Below are 15,397 nucleotides of genomic sequence, written 5' to 3'. Positions count from 1 at the left end.
GGCGGGGCCGGCCCCGCCGGCCCCGCCGGCCGCCCCCGCCGACCAGGTCGGCACGGCGGCCGCGAACGAGATCGAGGCGACGCTGATCGCCGCGTTCGCCTCGGTGCTCGGCGTCGAGAAGGTGGGTCTCGACGACGACTTCTTCACCCTCGGCGGCGACAGCATCATCGCGATGCGGCTGATCACCCGGGTCCGCGCCGCCGGGTTCACAGTGACGCCGCGCCTGCTGTTCGGCCACCGCACCCCCGCGACCCTGGCCACCGTCGTCCGCCCACGCCGGCAGGCCGCGACCCAGACGGCAACCGCCCGTTCCGTCAGTCCCGCCGGCCCCACCGAGACGGTCCTCCCACCGACGCCGGCACTGCAGGCGGCGCGGGTGCACGGCATGAACGGCGGGCGGCTGACGTTCGCGTCGTTCTCGTCGCCGGTGCTGCTGCGCACGCCGGCCGGGCTGGACCTCGCGACGATGGTCGCGGGCCTGTCCGCCGTCATCGACCAGCACGACGCGTTGCGGGGCCGGCTGGTCCGCGTGGAGTCCGGCGGTGCCGACGGCGGGCCGGCCTGGTCGCTGGCGATCGCCCCACCCGGCGGGGTCGACGCGGCCCGACTGGTGCGCCGGCTTGACGCCGGCGATCTCGCCGCGGGCGACGGGTTCGCCGGACCGGGCGGGCTGGCGCTGCTCGCCGGGGTGGCCGCCGCGGCGAACGCCGAGCTGGACCCGGACCGCGGCGAGATGATCCGCGCGGTCTGGCTCGACGCGGGTGCGTCGAGCCCGGGCCGCCTGCTGCTCCTCGTCCACCACGCGCTGATCGACGGCGTGTCGTGGCCGACCGTGCTGGACGACCTCGCCGCCGCCGTCACCGCCTCGCGGGCCGGTGAACGGGCTCGGCTCACGGCCGTTCCGGTCCCGTTCGCCGAGTGGGCACGCCGCCTCGACGAGCGGGCCCGTGCCGCGGACGTCGAGCGGCGGCTGCCGTTCTGGCAGGATCTGCTGGCCCGGGCGACGCCCGTGCGGTGGCTGCCCGGCCAGTCCGGCCCGTCGTCGGCGGTCACGGTGAGCCTGCCGCCCGAGCGGGCCGCGGGCCTGCTGTCGACGGTGCCCGCCGTGTTCGGAATCGGTGTCGACGAGCTGCTGCTCGCCGCGCTGAGCCTGGCCGTGGGTGACCGCCAGGAGGGCGATGGCGCGGGAGGCGTTCTCGTCGCGGTGCAGGCCCATGGCCGGCAGGAGTACGTGGTCGAGGACCGGGACCTGTCCCGGACGGTCGGCTGGCTGGCCGAGGTCCACCCCTTCCTGCTGGAACGCGGCGCGGTCGACGAGGGCGCGGACGGCCGGGACGGCGACGGGTACTCGGACCGCGGCGTCGACGCGGCGGTGGCCCGGGTGCGGGCGCTCATGGCCGAGATCCCGGACGGCGGGACCGAGTTCAGCATGCTGCGCTTCCTCAACCCGCGCACCGCCCCGATCCTCGCGGCGGCCCCGACGCCCACCGTCTACCTGAACTACGTGGGCCGACTGGGCCGGGGCGAACAGACGGACTGGTCGGTGGCCGCCGAGGACGAGGAGCTGTTCGCGGACTGGAACGCCGACGTGCCCGACCCGTTCGGGCTCAGCGTGATCGTCCGGGTGCTCGACGGCCCGCACGGTCCAGAACTGACCGCGCGGTGGAGCAGCGGTCCGGACGGCCCGCCCGCGGCCGTCGTGCGCGACCTCGCGGCCGCCTGGACGCGGGCGCTGAGCGCGCTCGCCGCCCGCGCCGCCCGCGTGGAATCCACCCCCCCGACCGGCGCCGGCGGTGCCGTCCGGTAGCCGCCCGACTCCTTTCGTCGCCCGACTCCTTCCCGACCATCGCCGCATGCCGAGAAACCCCGAGATCCCCCGCTCGGGGTCACACCGAAACTCCGTGGAGTGGACATGGCCAGCGAGATCGATGCGTTTCGCGAGCAGTTCCAGGACCTGACCCTCGGCCCGATGCCGACCTGGGGCGCCACCTGCGTCCGGGACATGATGAGGACGTTGCGGTCCACCGCCGAGCCGTTCCCGTGCGTGTTCGCGGTGGCCGCGGCAAACCGGGGCGGGCTGCGGTTCGGATTCGTCGAGAACCTCGACGACGAGAACACGTGGTCCGCGCTGCCCGATATCCTCGCCACCTATCTCGCCGTCTACCGGGAGCTCTCGCACAACACGTCACTGGTGGTGTTCTTCGGGTCCGGCGCGGCCGATTCCGGGCGGCCGGTCGGCCGGCCTGACGACATCGTCGGCTACGAGCGGCGCTTCTGGTCGCTGCTGCAGTACCTGCACGACGGCGACGGCGATCCGTGGCCGTCGGACATCCCGACCGAGACCGACGATCCGGGCTGGGAGTTCAGTTTCCGCGGCACCCCGATCTTCGTCGTCTGTAACACCCCGGCCCATCGCCGGCTGCGCAGCCGCAGCAGCCCCGTCTTCACCATCACCTTCCAGCCGCGCTGGGTGTTCGAGGGCCTGGAGCCGTACACGGCGCGCGGGGCCGCCGCCCGCCGGACGATCCGGGAGCGGCTGCGGCGGATGGACGAGGTGGACTCGACGCCGCTGCTCGGTTCCTACGGCGACGCCGCCAACCGGGAATGGAAGCAGTACTTCCTGCGCGACGACGCCACCGTCGCGGGCAGCTGCCCCTTCCACGCCACGGCGGGCGCGGACATCGGTGCGGGTGTCGGTGGCGCGGCGCGCGGAGCGCCGGCGGCGGCGCGGGAGTTCAAGGTGGTCGTCAACACCGAGGAGCAGTACTCGGTGTGGCCGCTGGGGCGGCGCAACGCGCTCGGCTGGTTCGACACGCCCGTCACCGGGACCCGCGAGGAGTGCCTGGACAGCATCGCACTGCGCTGGACCGACCTGCGCCCGCGCAGCCTGCGCCGGCGGATGGCCGCCGCCGGCGGCGAGCCGGCTGGCACGGTGAGGGCCGCCAGTTCCGCGATGGCGGCCCTTCCCGCCGAGATCCTGGACCGCGAGCCGGCCGCCGCGACACCCGGCTGAGCTGACGCGGCGTCCGGGGTCTTGCGCGCCCGGTCGGCAAATACTAAAGTAAGGCGAACCTAAGCTTCCGCCGCGTGCTCGCTGGGCGGGCCCACGGGTGGCTCCGTCATGCCCGCGCCCACCCACGCAGCGTCGCTGGCCGGCGCGTCTGCGCCACCGCGGACCCTGAAGGGAACCCCTGCCGATGGTGTCGAGCCAGCCCGTCGCCTCCACCTCGTCCCTCGCGGAGCCGCTGTCGTCGGCCCAGCGCCGGTTCTGGTTCCTGCACCGGCTCGCTCCCGGTGGGCACGCCCACCAGCTGTCGGCCGGCGTCCGGTTGCGGGGCGCGCTCGACGCCGCCGCTCTCACCGCGGCACTGCGTGACCTCCTCGACCGGCACGAGATCCTGCGCACCGCCTATCCGGCGGACACGACCGGCGAGCCGTCCGCGCGCGTGCTCGACGCGCCGGCCGCCGACCTGCTGACCGTCGCCCACCGCGAGCTGCCCTCCGAGCCGGACCTGGCCGCCGACACCGACGCCGACCTCGTCGATCCGGCGGCTCCGGCGGCGGACGGCCCGCTGGGGACGGTCCTCGCGGAGTTCGGCCGCCAGCCGATCGACATCACCGACGGGATCCCGCTGCGTGCCCAGGTCGTCCGTGTCGCCCCGGACGACCACGTCCTGCAGCTGGTGATCGCGCGGGTCGCCGCCGACGAGACGAGCTGGCGCGTCCTGTTCACCGATCTCGCCGCGTGCTACCAGGCCCGCCGCCGCGGCGCGCGGCCCGGACCCACCGGCGGGGGCGCGAGGTACGCGGACCACGCCCGCCGGGAGGCCACCGCCGAGCACCGCGCCGAGGCCGACCGCCAGGTGGCATGGTGGCGGCAGGTCCTCACCCCGCTGCCGCCGCTGCTCACCCCCGCCCTGGCGAGCGTGGGTCCCGACGGTTCGCCGCCGGGCGGCGGCGCCGACGACGTGCCGGGTGCCAACGACGTGCCGGATGCCGACCAGCCGGCGCCGCGAGCCCGGGTGGCGCTGGCGCCCGACGTCACCCGCCGGCTGAGGGCCTTCGCGGCGGCCCACGAGACCTCGCTGGCCGACGTCGTGCTCGCCGCCGGCGCCGTCCTGCTGCACCGCAGCACCGGGGAGGCCGACATCGCCCTCGGCCTGCCGGTCACCGACCGGCCGACGCCCGGGTTCGCGGGCGTCGCCGGAAACTTCGGCTCCCTGGTGGTGGTACGTGTCCGGGTCGATGCCCGGGGCACGGCCGGCGAGCTCGTCGACGAGATCCGGGTGCGCGCCGCGGCGGCGCGGGCCCGGATCGCCGCGCCGTTCGACGAGGTGGTGCGGGCCGCGCGGGGCAGCGGACCCGGATCCGGCCGGGCGATCGTCGCCGACCCGTCGCGGGCCCGCCGCCCCGGCGCCACCCGCGGCCGCCGCGGCCCGGGCGCGCTCGGCGGCGGACTGGTGGACGTGACGTTCAGCCACCACGAGCCGCTGCTCGGCGGCGTCGCGTTCGCCGGCCTGGCGACCGAGGAGCTGCGCCCGCCGGGTGGTCCCGCCACCGTCCCGCTCGACCTGGCGGTGCAGGACGACGGGGACACCGTCGCGGTCAGCGCCACCGTGGACGCGGCCGTGTTCACCGCCGCCGACGCCGAGCGTTTCGCCGGGCGCCTCGCCCGGCTCGCCGAGCAGTTCACCGACGGCGCCCTGCTCGGCGAGCTCGACACGATGTCGGCGGCCGAGCGCCGCCAGGTCCTCGACGACTGGTCCACCGGCCGGGTCGAGCCGCTCGTCGACCGTTCCCTGACCGAGCTGGTCGCGGACGCTGCCCGCCGCGCGCCGCAGGCCGTCGCGGTCGTCGCCCTGCCCGCCGCGCCGCCGCCCGGCCAGCCGTCGCCGCCGGCCGTCAGCCTCACCTACGCCGAGCTGGAACGGCGGGCCGACGCGGTCGCCGGGTGGCTGCGCACGGCCGGAGTCGGCCCGGAGGCGACCGTCGGGGTCAGCGTGCCGCGGTCGGCGGCGCTCGTCGTCGCCCTGCTCGGCGTCCTGCGCGCGGGCGGCGCGTTCGTCCCCCTGGAGCCGTCCTGGCCGGCCCGGCGCACCGCCGAGGTGGCCGGCGACGCGGCGATCGCGACGATCATCGCCGGCGCGGACGTCACCGTGCCCGAGCTGCCCGGCGCCCCGCCGGTGATCCGCCTCGACGCCACCGGCCACCCGGTCGCCGACGGCCCCGCGGGCGGCCCTGCCCCCGCGGCGGGCGGGATCGCGGACGCCGGCGTCGACGGGGAGAATCTCGCGTTCGTCACGTACACCTCCGGGTCGACGGGGGCGCCCAAGGGTGTGATGATCCGGCATCAGGCGATCTGCAACCGGCTGCGCTGGCAGGTCGATCTGCTTCGGCTGACCGGCGACGACGCCGTGCTGGCGCGGGCGCCGCTGGGCATCGACGTCTCGATCAACGAGATCTTCCTGCCGCTCGTCGCCGGCTCGCGGCTCGTGATCGCCCCGCCGGGCGCGGAAGGAGCGCCGGGCCCGCTCCTGCGGATCATCCGCGAGCAGTCCGTCACCTTCTGCTACGTCGGGACGTCGCTGCTGGAGATGCTGCTCGACCATCCGGACGCGGCGGCGGCCGGGCGGACGCTGCGCTACGTCTGGTGCGGCGGCGAGGTCCTCGGCGACGAGCTGTACCGGCGCTTCCGGGAGCGCTGGAACGCGTGGATGTTCCACGGCTACGGGCCCGCCGAGGCGACGATCGGCGTCTGCTGCCGGGTGTTCGCGCCGGACCGGCCCGCCGGCCGCGTCTCGATCGGCCGGCCGAACCCGAACACGCAGGTCCGGGTGCTCGACGCCGAGTACAACCCGGTGCCGGTCGGGGCCGTCGGCGAGCTGTACATCAGTGGACTGCCGCTCGCCCGGGGCTACCTGGGCGACCCGCGTCGCACGGCCGACCGGTTCGTGCCCGACCCGTTCGCCGCCGCGCCGGGCGCCCGGATGTACGCGACCGGCGACCTCGCCCGCTTCCGCGCCGACGGGGAGATCGAGTTCCTCGGCCGGGCCGACAACCAGGTGAAGATCCGCGGGTTCCGGGTGGAACTCGCCGAGATCGAGCAGGTGCTGGTCCGCCATCCCGGTGTGCGCCAGGCCGCCGTCGCCCTCGCGTCCGGTGAGGATACGCCGGACGAACTGCGGGCCTACTGGGTACGCGTGCCGCGCGGCGAGGGAGCGCCGGCCGGCGGGCCGGTGGGGCCCCAGCAGCTGCGGTCCTGGCTGGCGCAACGGCTGCCCGCGCACATGGTCCCGAGCGTGTTCGTCGACGTTCCGGGGCTGCCGCTGGCCGGCTCCGCCGGCGTCGACCCGATCGAGCCGGCGCCGGGCCTGGAACGGCGGATCGCCGAGGTCTGGTCGCGGGTGCTGGGCGTGGACCGGGTCGGCGCCCGTGACGACTTCTTCGGCCTCGGCGGGCACTCGCTGGCGCTCACCCGGGTGCAGGCGCAGCTCGAGGAGCACCTCGGCCGGCCGGTGCGGCTACGCGACCTCTACGCGCACACCACCGTCGAGGACCTCGCCCACGTCCTGGGCGCCGCTTCGTCCGCCGCGGTGTCCGCCGCCCACGGGTAGCGCGGCCGTCACCATCCCCGCGGAACCATCCACCATCCTCGCGGAAGGAGGAGCCGTTGACTGCGGATCCGACGATGATCCCGGCCGGCCCCACCAGCCCGGACCGTCCCTACGACCCCGCCGACGCAGGTCCCGTCCCGGCGGGCGCGAGCCACGAACCCCCGCCGCCGGCCGGGGAGGAGCTGGTCCGCCAGGTGGCGGCGGCGCAGCGGGGCGCGGGCGCGCACGCGCTGGTCCGCGCGTTCGCGGCGAACCCCGCCTTCCGCGCCGCCGAATGGGAGGAGCTGACCACCGAGGACAACCCGTACCGGCGACCGGTGCGTCCGGCGGACCTGGGCTGGCTCGACTACGCCACCCCGCTGCCCGCCGCCGACGCACTGACGCTGTCCGGTCTGCTCGGGCACCGGATGCTGCGCAACATCTACGACGCGGACCTGCACCACCTGCCGCCGGCGCGCAACGCGGCGGCCGAGCGCGACGCCGCCGACTTCCACTCCCCGGACAACCGGCTGCGCGGCGCGCTCGCCCAGCCCGTCCTCGAGAACCACCTGTTCGGCTTCCTGGCCGGCGAGCGCCGGGCCCTGCCGGACGCGACGCCCGGCGGGCTGCTCGCCACGCTGCGCGGCTACTGGGAGGAGCTGCGGGACGCCCCGGGCGACGTGTTCGCGGTGCTGCGCGGCACCCGGGACCGGCGCGAGGCGACGACGTTCGCGCTGCTGCAGCTGTCGGCCTACCTGCCCGCGGCACGCACGGCGATCGCCCGCGCGTCGCTCGGCGAGTACGACCTCGCCCTGCCCGGCGCCCGCGCCCTGCTGCTCGACGACTACCGGCGCTGGGTGGCCGGCGCCGCCGACTGGCGGGCGCTGCTCGCCGGCGGCGGGCTGACCAGCACCGTCGGCGCCTACTGGCAGCTCTACCTCAACACCTCGCTGGCCCGCGGCAACCATCTGCACCAGCTCTCCCGCGCGCCCGGCAGGCACGCCGAGCTGCTCGGCGCGTTCGTTCACCAGCGCCTGCATGACGCGGCCGTCGCCGGGGCCTGGGCGGACGCGGTCGAGGACGGCCTGGGGGAGCGCCCGGCCCTGTTCGCGCCGGACGGCCCGGGCGCGCCGCCGCCGGTGACACCCGCCGCGCTCGACGACCTGGCCGGGGCGCTGCTCGTCCCGCTCGCCGAGCACGGTGGCGACGCGGCGCTCGACGCCTTCCACGCCGGCTTCGCCGACGCCGCGCACCTCGCCCGCCTGCACGACCGCGACCTCGCCGCGCAGCTCGCCTGGGCGGACGCCATCGACGAGCACAAGGCCAAGGCCGAGGCCATCAACGCCTACCTCACCGACGAGCGGATCGAGGTCGACCTGGACACGTTCGTCGAGTCCTGCGACGAGACGTCGACGACGCACGTCCATGACGAGCACCGGCTCGTCATGATCGAGACCGGTGACATGCACTTCTGGAACAACGTCACGCACAGGATCTCGCTGCGCGACGGCGACAGGATCCTCATCCCGAAGTCACGGCTGCACGGCTCCACCGTGCTGTCCGGCTCGTGCACGTACCACCAGCCGATCATCCCGGACGAGATGTACCGCAGGTTCTGATTCGACCGGTTTCCGCAGGTAGTTAGGTTAGGCTTGCCTTGCGCAAGTAAACCTAACTTGATACGTTGCCGGCGCCTCGATCCACCCGTCCGTCAACGCCGGCCCAGCACCACCGCCATCAGGGGGGACTCGCTCTGTGAACGTGCGTGTCGACAGCGCCGCGCCGCCGACGGTCCCGCCTGATGGGGCGCTGACCCTCGAGGACGTCAACGACTACAGCGCGCCCGGTTCGACGAGCACCGTCGTCGAGCTGTTCACCGCCCAGGTGCGGGCCACGCCGCACGCCGCCGCCGTCGTCGCCCCCGCGGGGCACCTGACCTACGCCGAGCTCGGCGCCCGGGTGTTCCAGCTGGCCCGGGCGCTGCGGGCCCGCGGTCTCGGGCCGGAGGGCGTCGTCGGCATCCGGCTGGTCCGCTCCGCGGAGATGGTCGTCTCGGTGCTCGCCGTCATGGTCGCCGGCGGGGCGTTCGTCCCGGTCGAGCCCGCCTGGCCCGAGCAGCGCCGCCGCCAGGTGCTCAGCGGCGCGCGGGCGCGGCTGGTGATCACCGGCGTTGACGCGTCGGCCGGTGCGGACGGGCACGCGGACGGGGTGCCCGCCGTTCCGGTCGACCTCGCCGCGTGGGCCTGGGGTGGCGAGTCGCCCACACCGCTCGACCTGCCGATCCCCGGCGACGGCCTGGCCTACGTCATGTTCACCTCCGGCTCGACCGGAGCCCCCAAGGGGGCGATGATCCGCCACGAGGCGATCGCGGAGCGGCTGCGCTGGCAGGTCGACGACCTGTTCCACTGCGGGGCGGACGACGCGTCGCTGTTCAAGGCGCCGCTGTCGTTCGACATCTCCGTCAACGAGATCCTGCTGCCGCTGGTCTGTGGCGGGCGGGTCGTCGTCGCCGAGCCCGAGGGCGAGCTCGACCCCGGCTACCTGCTCGACCTCATCGCGCAGGAGCGGATCACCTTCGTCTACCTCGTCGCGTCGATGCTCGACATCCTGCTGGAGGCCGCCGAGGGGACCGAGGAGCTCGCGTCACTGCGCCACGTCTGGTGCGGCGGGGAGGTGCTCACCCCCGCGCTGTTCGCCCGCTTCCGTGCCCAGCTCGACACCGTGCTCTACCACGGCTACGGGCCCGCCGAGACGACCATCGGCGTCTCGCACGTCATCTACCGCGACGGCACCGAGCGGCTCGCCACCTCCATCGGGCGGCCCAACCCGCACACCCAGTTGCACGTCCTCGACGACACGCTGACGCCGGTGGCCGACGGCTCGGTCGGCGAGCTGTACGCGGCCGGCTTCCTGCTGGGACGCGGCTACGTCCACGCGGCGGCGCTGACCGCCGCCCGGTTCGTCGCGGATCCCTTCGCCGGCGGCGGCGCACGGATGTACCGGACGGGGGACCTCGTCCGCTGGAACAGCGCCGGCTGGCTGGAGTTCGTGGGCCGCGCCGACAACCAGGTCAAGATCCGCGGGATGCGCCTCGAGCTGGAGGAGGTGGAGGCGGCGCTGGCCACCCACCCGCGGGTGCGCCGCGCGGCGGTGGTGGTCTCCCGCGACGCCGCCGCGCCCCGCCTGCTCGCCTTCGCCGTCCCCGACGCGGGCGAGCCCGCCGCCGCGCCGGGGTCGCTGGCGGACGAGCTGCTGGCCTGGTGCGCGGACCTGCTGCCCCCGTACATGGTGCCGAGCGCCGTCACGGTGCTCGACACGCTGCCCGTCACCGCCGGCGGAAAGATCGACCGCCGGGCGCTGACGGCGCCGACCGGTCCCTGACCCGCCGAATTCCGTTCGCACACCTGTCACCGCGGGCCCCGGGGCGCCGCGACCGATCATGAAACGAGTTAGCAGTGCGAAAGAGACTGAGATTCCTCGTCGCGATGTTCCTGGCCGTCGCGGCGCTGGTCGCCGCGGCCGGCTGCGGCAGCGACGGAGACGGCGGGACGGCGTCGGCAGGCACCACCGCTACGAGCGGCAGCTTCCCGGTCACCCTGAAGAACAAGTTCGGTACCACGGTCGTCCCCGCTCAGCCGAAGCGAATCATCGCGCTCAGCTATGAGGAGGACACGCTCGCGACGGTGGGCATCACGCCGATCGCCTACGCGAAGAACGAGTACAAGCCCGATGGCGTCTTCCCCTGGCTGCAGGGCAAGATCGACCTGTCGAAGAGCACCGCGCTCGACACCGCCGGCGACCTGAACCTCGAGCAGATCGCCGCGCTGCGTCCCGACCTGATCCTCGCCACGAACTTCTACAGCCTGGCCGACTACTACGACCGGCTCTCGAAGATCGCGCCCACCGTCGGCTACACCGAGGACGCCGGCATCGCGACCTGGCAGGAGAACAGCACCATCATCGGCAAGGCGATCGGCCGCGACGCCGACGTCCAGAAGGCGATCGCCGCCACCCAGCAGGTCATCGACCAGACGAAGAGCGGCCTGCCGGGTCTCGCCGGCAGGACGTTCAGCTACTCCTTCTACTACGAGGCCGGCGGCCTGGCCGTCATCGACGACCCGAAGACCGTCTCCGTGCAGCTCTACTCCGACCTCGGCATGAAACTCGCCCCCGGCGTCGCCGCCAACGTGGTCGACCGTTCGCTGAGCATGGAGAAGCTCAACGCGCTGGACGCCGACTTCCTGCTCATCGGCTTCGCCACCCCGGACCTGAGGACCGAGATGAACGGGAACAAGCTGTTCACCGAGATCCCGGCGGTCAAGGCCGGCCGGGCGCTCCAGGTCGACGCGTTCACCGCCGGCGCCGTGAACAACCCGACCATCCTCAACATCCCGTGGCAGCTCGACCAGCTCAGGCCGACGCTGGCCAAGGTGACCAGCGGCAGCTGACCCGGGAGCCCGTGCGCCGGTCGCGTCCCGGCGGCCGGTCGCGCGGGCTCGCGTCGTCTTCTCAGCGCGCGGCGGGCTCCGTCGCGGCGTCGGAGAGCGCCTGGACGAGGGCCTCGCCGGTGTACGCGACGCCGCCGAGGCCCCAGCCTCCGTCGGGCGCGTTGATGATGTTGACCCACGTGTCCTCGTTGCGGTGTTCGTCGACGGTGAGCGTGTCGACGATGTCGGTCGCCGCGGCGATGAACGCCGCGCGGGCCGCCGGGTCCGGCAGGCCGATGTTCGGCAGCTTGAGCTCCACCATGACGACCCGGCGGGGGACGCCGCCAGCATAGACGTCCCGCGGATCCAGGACATGGACGGTGCCGCCGATGATTCCGGTCAGGAAGGCGTTGCCAGGAGCGCCGCTGACCTCGGCGAGCGCCGCCGTCAACCGGGGCAGGATCTCCCCGCGGCCCGCCTCGGTGAGCTGACCCCGCGGCGCGGTGACGGTGATGGGCATGCGCAGACCTCCGCTTGGACGGCGACTCGCCTGATGGCGGAATCGCTAGGACGTACGTACTAGAGCGACAGTGCACTAGGATGGCCGTACTAGTCAAGGTTCGCGGCAGAAAGGGGATCGGCTCGTGGTCGACACCCGTGGTCGCATGGTCGACGCCACGATCGAGGCGTTGCGGCGCCACGGCGTCGCCGGCATGTCGTTCACCGGAATCCTTCGCGACAGCGGCGCGGCCCGCGGCGCGATCTACCACCACTTCCCGGGAGGCAAGGCACAGCTCGTCGCCGAGGCCGCCGAGCGCAACGGGGAACAGGTCCGCGCCAGCCTGGCCACCCTGCCCGTGGACGACCCGCGCACCCTGGTGACGGCGTTCTTCGCCGCCATCCGACCGGTCCTCGCCGCCTCGACGACCGGCGGCGGCTGCGCGATCGCGGCGATCACCGTCGGCGCCGCCGACGACAGTGGCGGCGACAGTGGTGGCGAGGGCCTGGTGCGCGTCGCGGCCCGGATCTTCGCCTCGTGGGGCGAGGTCCTGGCCGGCCTGCTGGTGTCCGCCGGGCTGTCGCCCACCGAGGCCGCCGATCTCGCCACCACGCTGATCATGCTGCTGGAGGGTGCGCACGTCCTGTGCCGCGCCGCCGGCACGCTGGAGCCGTTCGACCGGGCCGCCCGCACCGCGATCGCGTTGACCCTGTGAAGTCGTCTGATCCGAAAGCCGTGACAGTGCGGTTGGGATCTGCGGGAGCCCGTGCGCCGGTCGCGTCTCGGCGGCCGGTCGCACGAGCTCGCATGGGCCCCGTCTCGTTGGACCCCGCAAGCCGCGAGCTGTGGGTAGCCTCAGCCCATTGCTGCGCCAGAGCCCCCTCAGATCCGGCCGGCCAGGGTTTCGATCCGATTTCGGCTCTGTCGCGCTTTCGGTGGTGACTGAGCGTCAGCCGCGCAGGATCCAGTGGCGGAGCAGGGAGGTGGATCATGCAAACGTGCTGGTCGGGCTCCCGCGATAGGACTCGAACCTATAACCTGCCGGTTAACAGCCGGCTGCTCTGCCAATTGAGCTACGCGGGATCGCATGTCTCGAGCGTGTGTCGTGCGCCGAGCATCTGACCTCCGTCAGCCTACCTGAGGTTCGGGCCGACATGGACGTGGGGTAGGAATCAACGCGGCGGCACAACGCCAACCGGCGGGGAGTCGTCCGCCGGCAGGTTCCTTGGACTCCTGGGAGGCACCATGCACATCAGGCCCAGTGTCGTCATCGCTCTCGGCCTCGGGTACGTCCTGGGCGCCCGCGCGGGGCGTGAGCACTACGACACGATCATGCGTCAGCTGCGGGACGTCCGCGAGCGCCCGGAGGTCCAGAGCGCCGCCGGCCTCGTGTCCGCCCAGGCTGGGACGGTGTACCAGCGCGTGCGCGGGCTGCTGGGGGCCGAGGCGGAGGAGTCCCGGTCGCGGCCGTTCCGTCCGGGGGCGCACCACAGTTCGAACGGTGTGAGCTCGGTCGGCGCCCACTGAGCGGGCCGCCGGGGCCGGGTCGCGACGGTCGGGTGGGCGTCGATGTGTGGGATGCGCGTGATGAAGCGGTGTTGCTCTGTTGAGTGGTGCTGATCGGCGCGGTGCCGCCCGCCGGCCGGGGCGGGGCGGCGCGGCGGCGGGGCCCGCGGGGGGTGCGCCACCCGCCCTGGCGGCCCTCGTGGACCTGCTCGGCCGGCGTTTCGCCCTCGGCGCCTACTGGCAGCTGCGGGCCGGGTCGCTGTCCTTCCGCGCGCTGCAGGCCCGGCTGGACGCCCCCGAGGCGCAGCTGACCCAGCGGCTGCGCGAACTGCGCGAGGCCGGCATGGCCGAGGTCGACGAGGTGGGTGAGTACCGCCTCACCGCGCACGGCCGGCGCCTGCTGGGCCTCGTCCAGCCCCTCGCCGACTTCGCCGACGAGTGGGCGGCGCTGAGCCCCCGGCAGCGCGTCCCCCGCGGCGCCGCCGACCGCGGCTTCGACGAACCCTGAGCCGCGGGCTTCCCCGAAGCCGCGAGGCGGGGCCGATCCACGGATCACAGGTTGTCTTTCACTGATCTTAAGAATCCTTTAGGCCCCGCACGATGTGCTTGTCACTGTCACACCCCGAGCTTCACCCGGCGGAGGTAACCCCGACCTCTGGTGGGTCTCCCCAGCCCGGGTCGCGGCCCGTCCCAGCCGCGGCCCGGGCTCATTCGTCCGGAGGTACCCTCGGCACAGGCGCGGCCTGCCCCGCGCCTCGGCTGCCCGTGGTGGTGGTGTCCGCTCCCCGAGCCACGGGTCGGGCCCGGTCCGGGCATCCCGGCCCGAGCTCCTGGCCTGGCCGTCGATGCCCGGGCGGGTCCGATGACCGCAGCGTCAGGCCGTGGTGAGGCGGTCGCGTGCGGCGGCCAGCCGCCGCCGGGTCGCCTCCCGGCCGAGGACGACCAGGGACTCGAACAGGGGAAGCCCGACGGTCCGCCCGGTGACCGCCACCCGCACCGGCGCCTGCGCCTTCGACAGCTTCAGGCCGTGGCGCTCGCCGGCCTCGGTCAGGGTCTGCTTCAACGTCTCGGCATCCCACTCGACCTTGCCGAACAGGTCGTGGACGTCGGCGAGCAGCTCCGCCGCGGGACCCTTCATCGCCTTGGCCCAGGCGGCGTCGTCCTCGGGTGGCTCGGCCAGGAACAGGAAGTCGACCATCGGCACGATCTCGGACAGCACCGACAGCCGGGACTGCGCGAGGCCCGCGACGGCGGCGAACACGCCCTCGTCGAAGGCGTCCGCCGGCCAGGGTGCGGCCGTGCCGACCAGCCAGGGCCGCGCCGCCTCGGTGAACTCCGCGGTGCCGAGCGCCCGGATGTACTCGCCGTTGAACGCGCGCAGCTTCTTCTCGTCGAAGAACGCCGGCGAGGGCTTCACGTCGGCGAGGTCGAACGCGGCCTCGATCGTCTCCCAGGGGACGATCTCCTCCTCGCCGGGCGGCGCCCAGCCGAGCAGCATCAGGTAGTTCTTCATCGCGGCCGGCAGGTAGCCCTCGTCCCGGTAGGACTCCAGGGCGACCTTGTCCCGGCGCTTGGACAGCTTCTGCCGCTTCTCGTTGACGATGACGGGCACATGCGCCCACACCGGCGGCTCGGACGCGCCGAGCGCCGCCCACAGCAGCTGCTGCTTGGGCGTGTTCGGCAGGTGCTCCTCACCTCGGATGACGTGCGTGATGCCCATCTCGAGGTCGTCGACGACGTTGGCGAGCAGGAACACCGCCGAGCCGTCCGCCCGCGCCACGACGAAGTCCTCGAGCGTGTCGTTGGGAAACGTCGGCTCGCCGCGGATCAGGTCGCGCACGGTCGTCACGCCGTCGTCGGGGGTGCGAAAACGCAGCGCCCGGCCGGGGCCCGCGGTCAGGCCGCGCTCGCGGCAGTGCCCGTCGTAGCCGCGCTGGGCGTTGCCGGTGCGCTCGGCCAGCGCCTCCCGGGTGCAGTCGCAGAAGTAGGCCTGGCCCGCCTCGTGCAGGCGGACCGCCGCGGCCCGGTGCGACGCGTCCCGCGACGACTGGAACACCGGGCCCTCGTACCGACCGGGGCTGATGCCGAGCCAGTCCAGCGCGCTGATGATCCCGTCGGTCCACTCGGGCCGGTTGCGGGAGGCGTCGGTGTCCTCGACCCGTAGCACGAAATCGCCGCCCGCGCGCAGCGCCACCAGCCAGTTGAACAGCGCCGACCGCGCCCCACCCACGTGGAAGATGCCCGTGGGAGACGGCGCGAACCGCACCCGAACCCGCCCAGATCCCATGCGGGCGAGCGTACAGGGATCTCGCGGTGCCGCCGCTTAGCCGCCGGACAGGCTGAGCAGGTCGAGGGGGGTGGTGGGGTGGTGG

The 15,397-nt window shown here is 74.1% G+C and carries 11 protein-coding genes and 1 tRNA gene; 9 read left to right on the top strand and 3 right to left on the bottom strand.

From position 1 onward, the window contains the following. The 6 genes from C1A33_RS08180 to C1A33_RS08155 all read left to right on the top strand — a co-directional run. On the top strand, window positions 1–1,807 hold a 1,807-nt coding region (locus C1A33_RS08180; RefSeq protein ID WP_243407314.1), incomplete at its 5' end, for a condensation domain-containing protein. Window positions 1,808–1,912: 105 nt separating this feature from the next. Further along, a complete protein-coding gene (locus C1A33_RS08175) occupies window positions 1,913–3,013 on the top strand; it encodes a YqcI/YcgG family protein (protein ID WP_101830914.1) in 1,101 nt (366 codons plus the stop codon). A gap of 184 nt (window positions 3,014–3,197) precedes the next feature. Beyond that, window positions 3,198–6,614, top strand: a complete 3,417-nt coding sequence (locus tag C1A33_RS08170) for a non-ribosomal peptide synthetase (RefSeq protein ID WP_101830913.1) — start codon at window positions 3,198–3,200, stop codon at window positions 6,612–6,614. Between the two features lie 56 nt (window positions 6,615–6,670). After that, window positions 6,671–8,212, top strand: coding sequence for a cupin domain-containing protein (locus tag C1A33_RS08165; RefSeq protein ID WP_243407313.1), 1,542 nt, complete (start codon window positions 6,671–6,673; stop codon window positions 8,210–8,212). Window positions 8,213–8,348: 136 nt separating this feature from the next. Next, a complete protein-coding gene (locus C1A33_RS08160; RefSeq protein ID WP_101830912.1) occupies window positions 8,349–9,974 on the top strand; it encodes an amino acid adenylation domain-containing protein in 1,626 nt (541 codons plus the stop codon). 74 nt (window positions 9,975–10,048) lie between these two features. Beyond that, complete coding sequence (locus tag C1A33_RS08155; RefSeq protein WP_165818283.1) at window positions 10,049–11,041, top strand: iron-siderophore ABC transporter substrate-binding protein; 993 nt, start codon at window positions 10,049–10,051, stop codon at window positions 11,039–11,041. A 61-nt stretch (window positions 11,042–11,102) separates the two neighbouring features. On the opposite strand, the gene C1A33_RS08150 is transcribed toward C1A33_RS08155, so the two are convergent. Further along, a complete protein-coding gene (locus C1A33_RS08150; RefSeq protein ID WP_101830910.1) occupies window positions 11,103–11,540 on the bottom strand; it encodes a hypothetical protein in 438 nt (145 codons plus the stop codon). 124 nt (window positions 11,541–11,664) lie between these two features. Here C1A33_RS08150 and C1A33_RS08145 point away from each other — a divergent pair, with 124 nt between their 5' ends. Continuing rightward, window positions 11,665–12,234 (top strand): TetR/AcrR family transcriptional regulator, encoded by a 570-nt coding sequence (locus C1A33_RS08145; RefSeq protein WP_101830909.1) that lies wholly within the window; start codon window positions 11,665–11,667, stop codon window positions 12,232–12,234. Between the two features lie 295 nt (window positions 12,235–12,529). Here the strand turns inward: C1A33_RS08145 and C1A33_RS08140 are convergent. Continuing rightward, window positions 12,530–12,602: transfer RNA gene (locus C1A33_RS08140), tRNA-Asn, on the bottom strand. Window positions 12,603–12,764: 162 nt separating this feature from the next. Here C1A33_RS08140 and C1A33_RS08135 point away from each other — a divergent pair. Next, the gene (locus tag C1A33_RS08135; RefSeq protein WP_101830908.1) at window positions 12,765–13,046 is read left to right on the top strand and encodes a hypothetical protein; all 282 of its coding nucleotides are present in this window, start codon (window positions 12,765–12,767) and stop codon (window positions 13,044–13,046) included. A 79-nt stretch (window positions 13,047–13,125) separates the two neighbouring features. After that, the gene (locus tag C1A33_RS08130; protein ID WP_423748054.1) at window positions 13,126–13,533 is read left to right on the top strand and encodes a winged helix-turn-helix transcriptional regulator; all 408 of its coding nucleotides are present in this window, start codon (window positions 13,126–13,128) and stop codon (window positions 13,531–13,533) included. Between the two features lie 366 nt (window positions 13,534–13,899). Here C1A33_RS08130 and gltX read toward each other — a convergent pair whose 3' ends face one another. Next, window positions 13,900–15,312, bottom strand: a complete 1,413-nt coding sequence (gene gltX / locus C1A33_RS08125; protein WP_101830906.1) for a glutamate--tRNA ligase — start codon at window positions 15,310–15,312, stop codon at window positions 13,900–13,902. Window positions 15,313–15,397: the final 85 nt, after the last annotated feature.

It is taken from the genome of Frankia canadensis (assembly GCF_900197875.1).
Taxonomy (GTDB): domain Bacteria; phylum Actinomycetota; class Actinomycetes; order Frankiales; family Frankiaceae; genus Frankia; species Frankia canadensis.
This window is presented reverse-complemented; position numbering and strand designations above follow the sequence as displayed.

What these genes read in the sequence shown, in the direction of transcription:
- C1A33_RS08175 (WP_101830914.1), top strand. Translation starts at nt 1,913, where the DNA reads ATGGCCAGCGAGATCGATGCGTTTCGCGAGCAGTTCCAGGACCTGACC.
- C1A33_RS08170 (WP_101830913.1), top strand. Translation starts at nt 3,198, where the DNA reads ATGGTGTCGAGCCAGCCCGTCGCCTCCACCTCGTCCCTCGCGGAGCCG.
- C1A33_RS08150 (WP_101830910.1), bottom strand. Translation starts at nt 11,540, where the DNA reads ATGCCCATCACCGTCACCGCGCCGCGGGGTCAGCTCACCGAGGCGGGC.
- C1A33_RS08135 (WP_101830908.1), top strand. Translation starts at nt 12,765, where the DNA reads ATGCACATCAGGCCCAGTGTCGTCATCGCTCTCGGCCTCGGGTACGTC.
- gltX (WP_101830906.1), bottom strand. Translation starts at nt 15,312, where the DNA reads ATGGGATCTGGGCGGGTTCGGGTGCGGTTCGCGCCGTCTCCCACGGGC.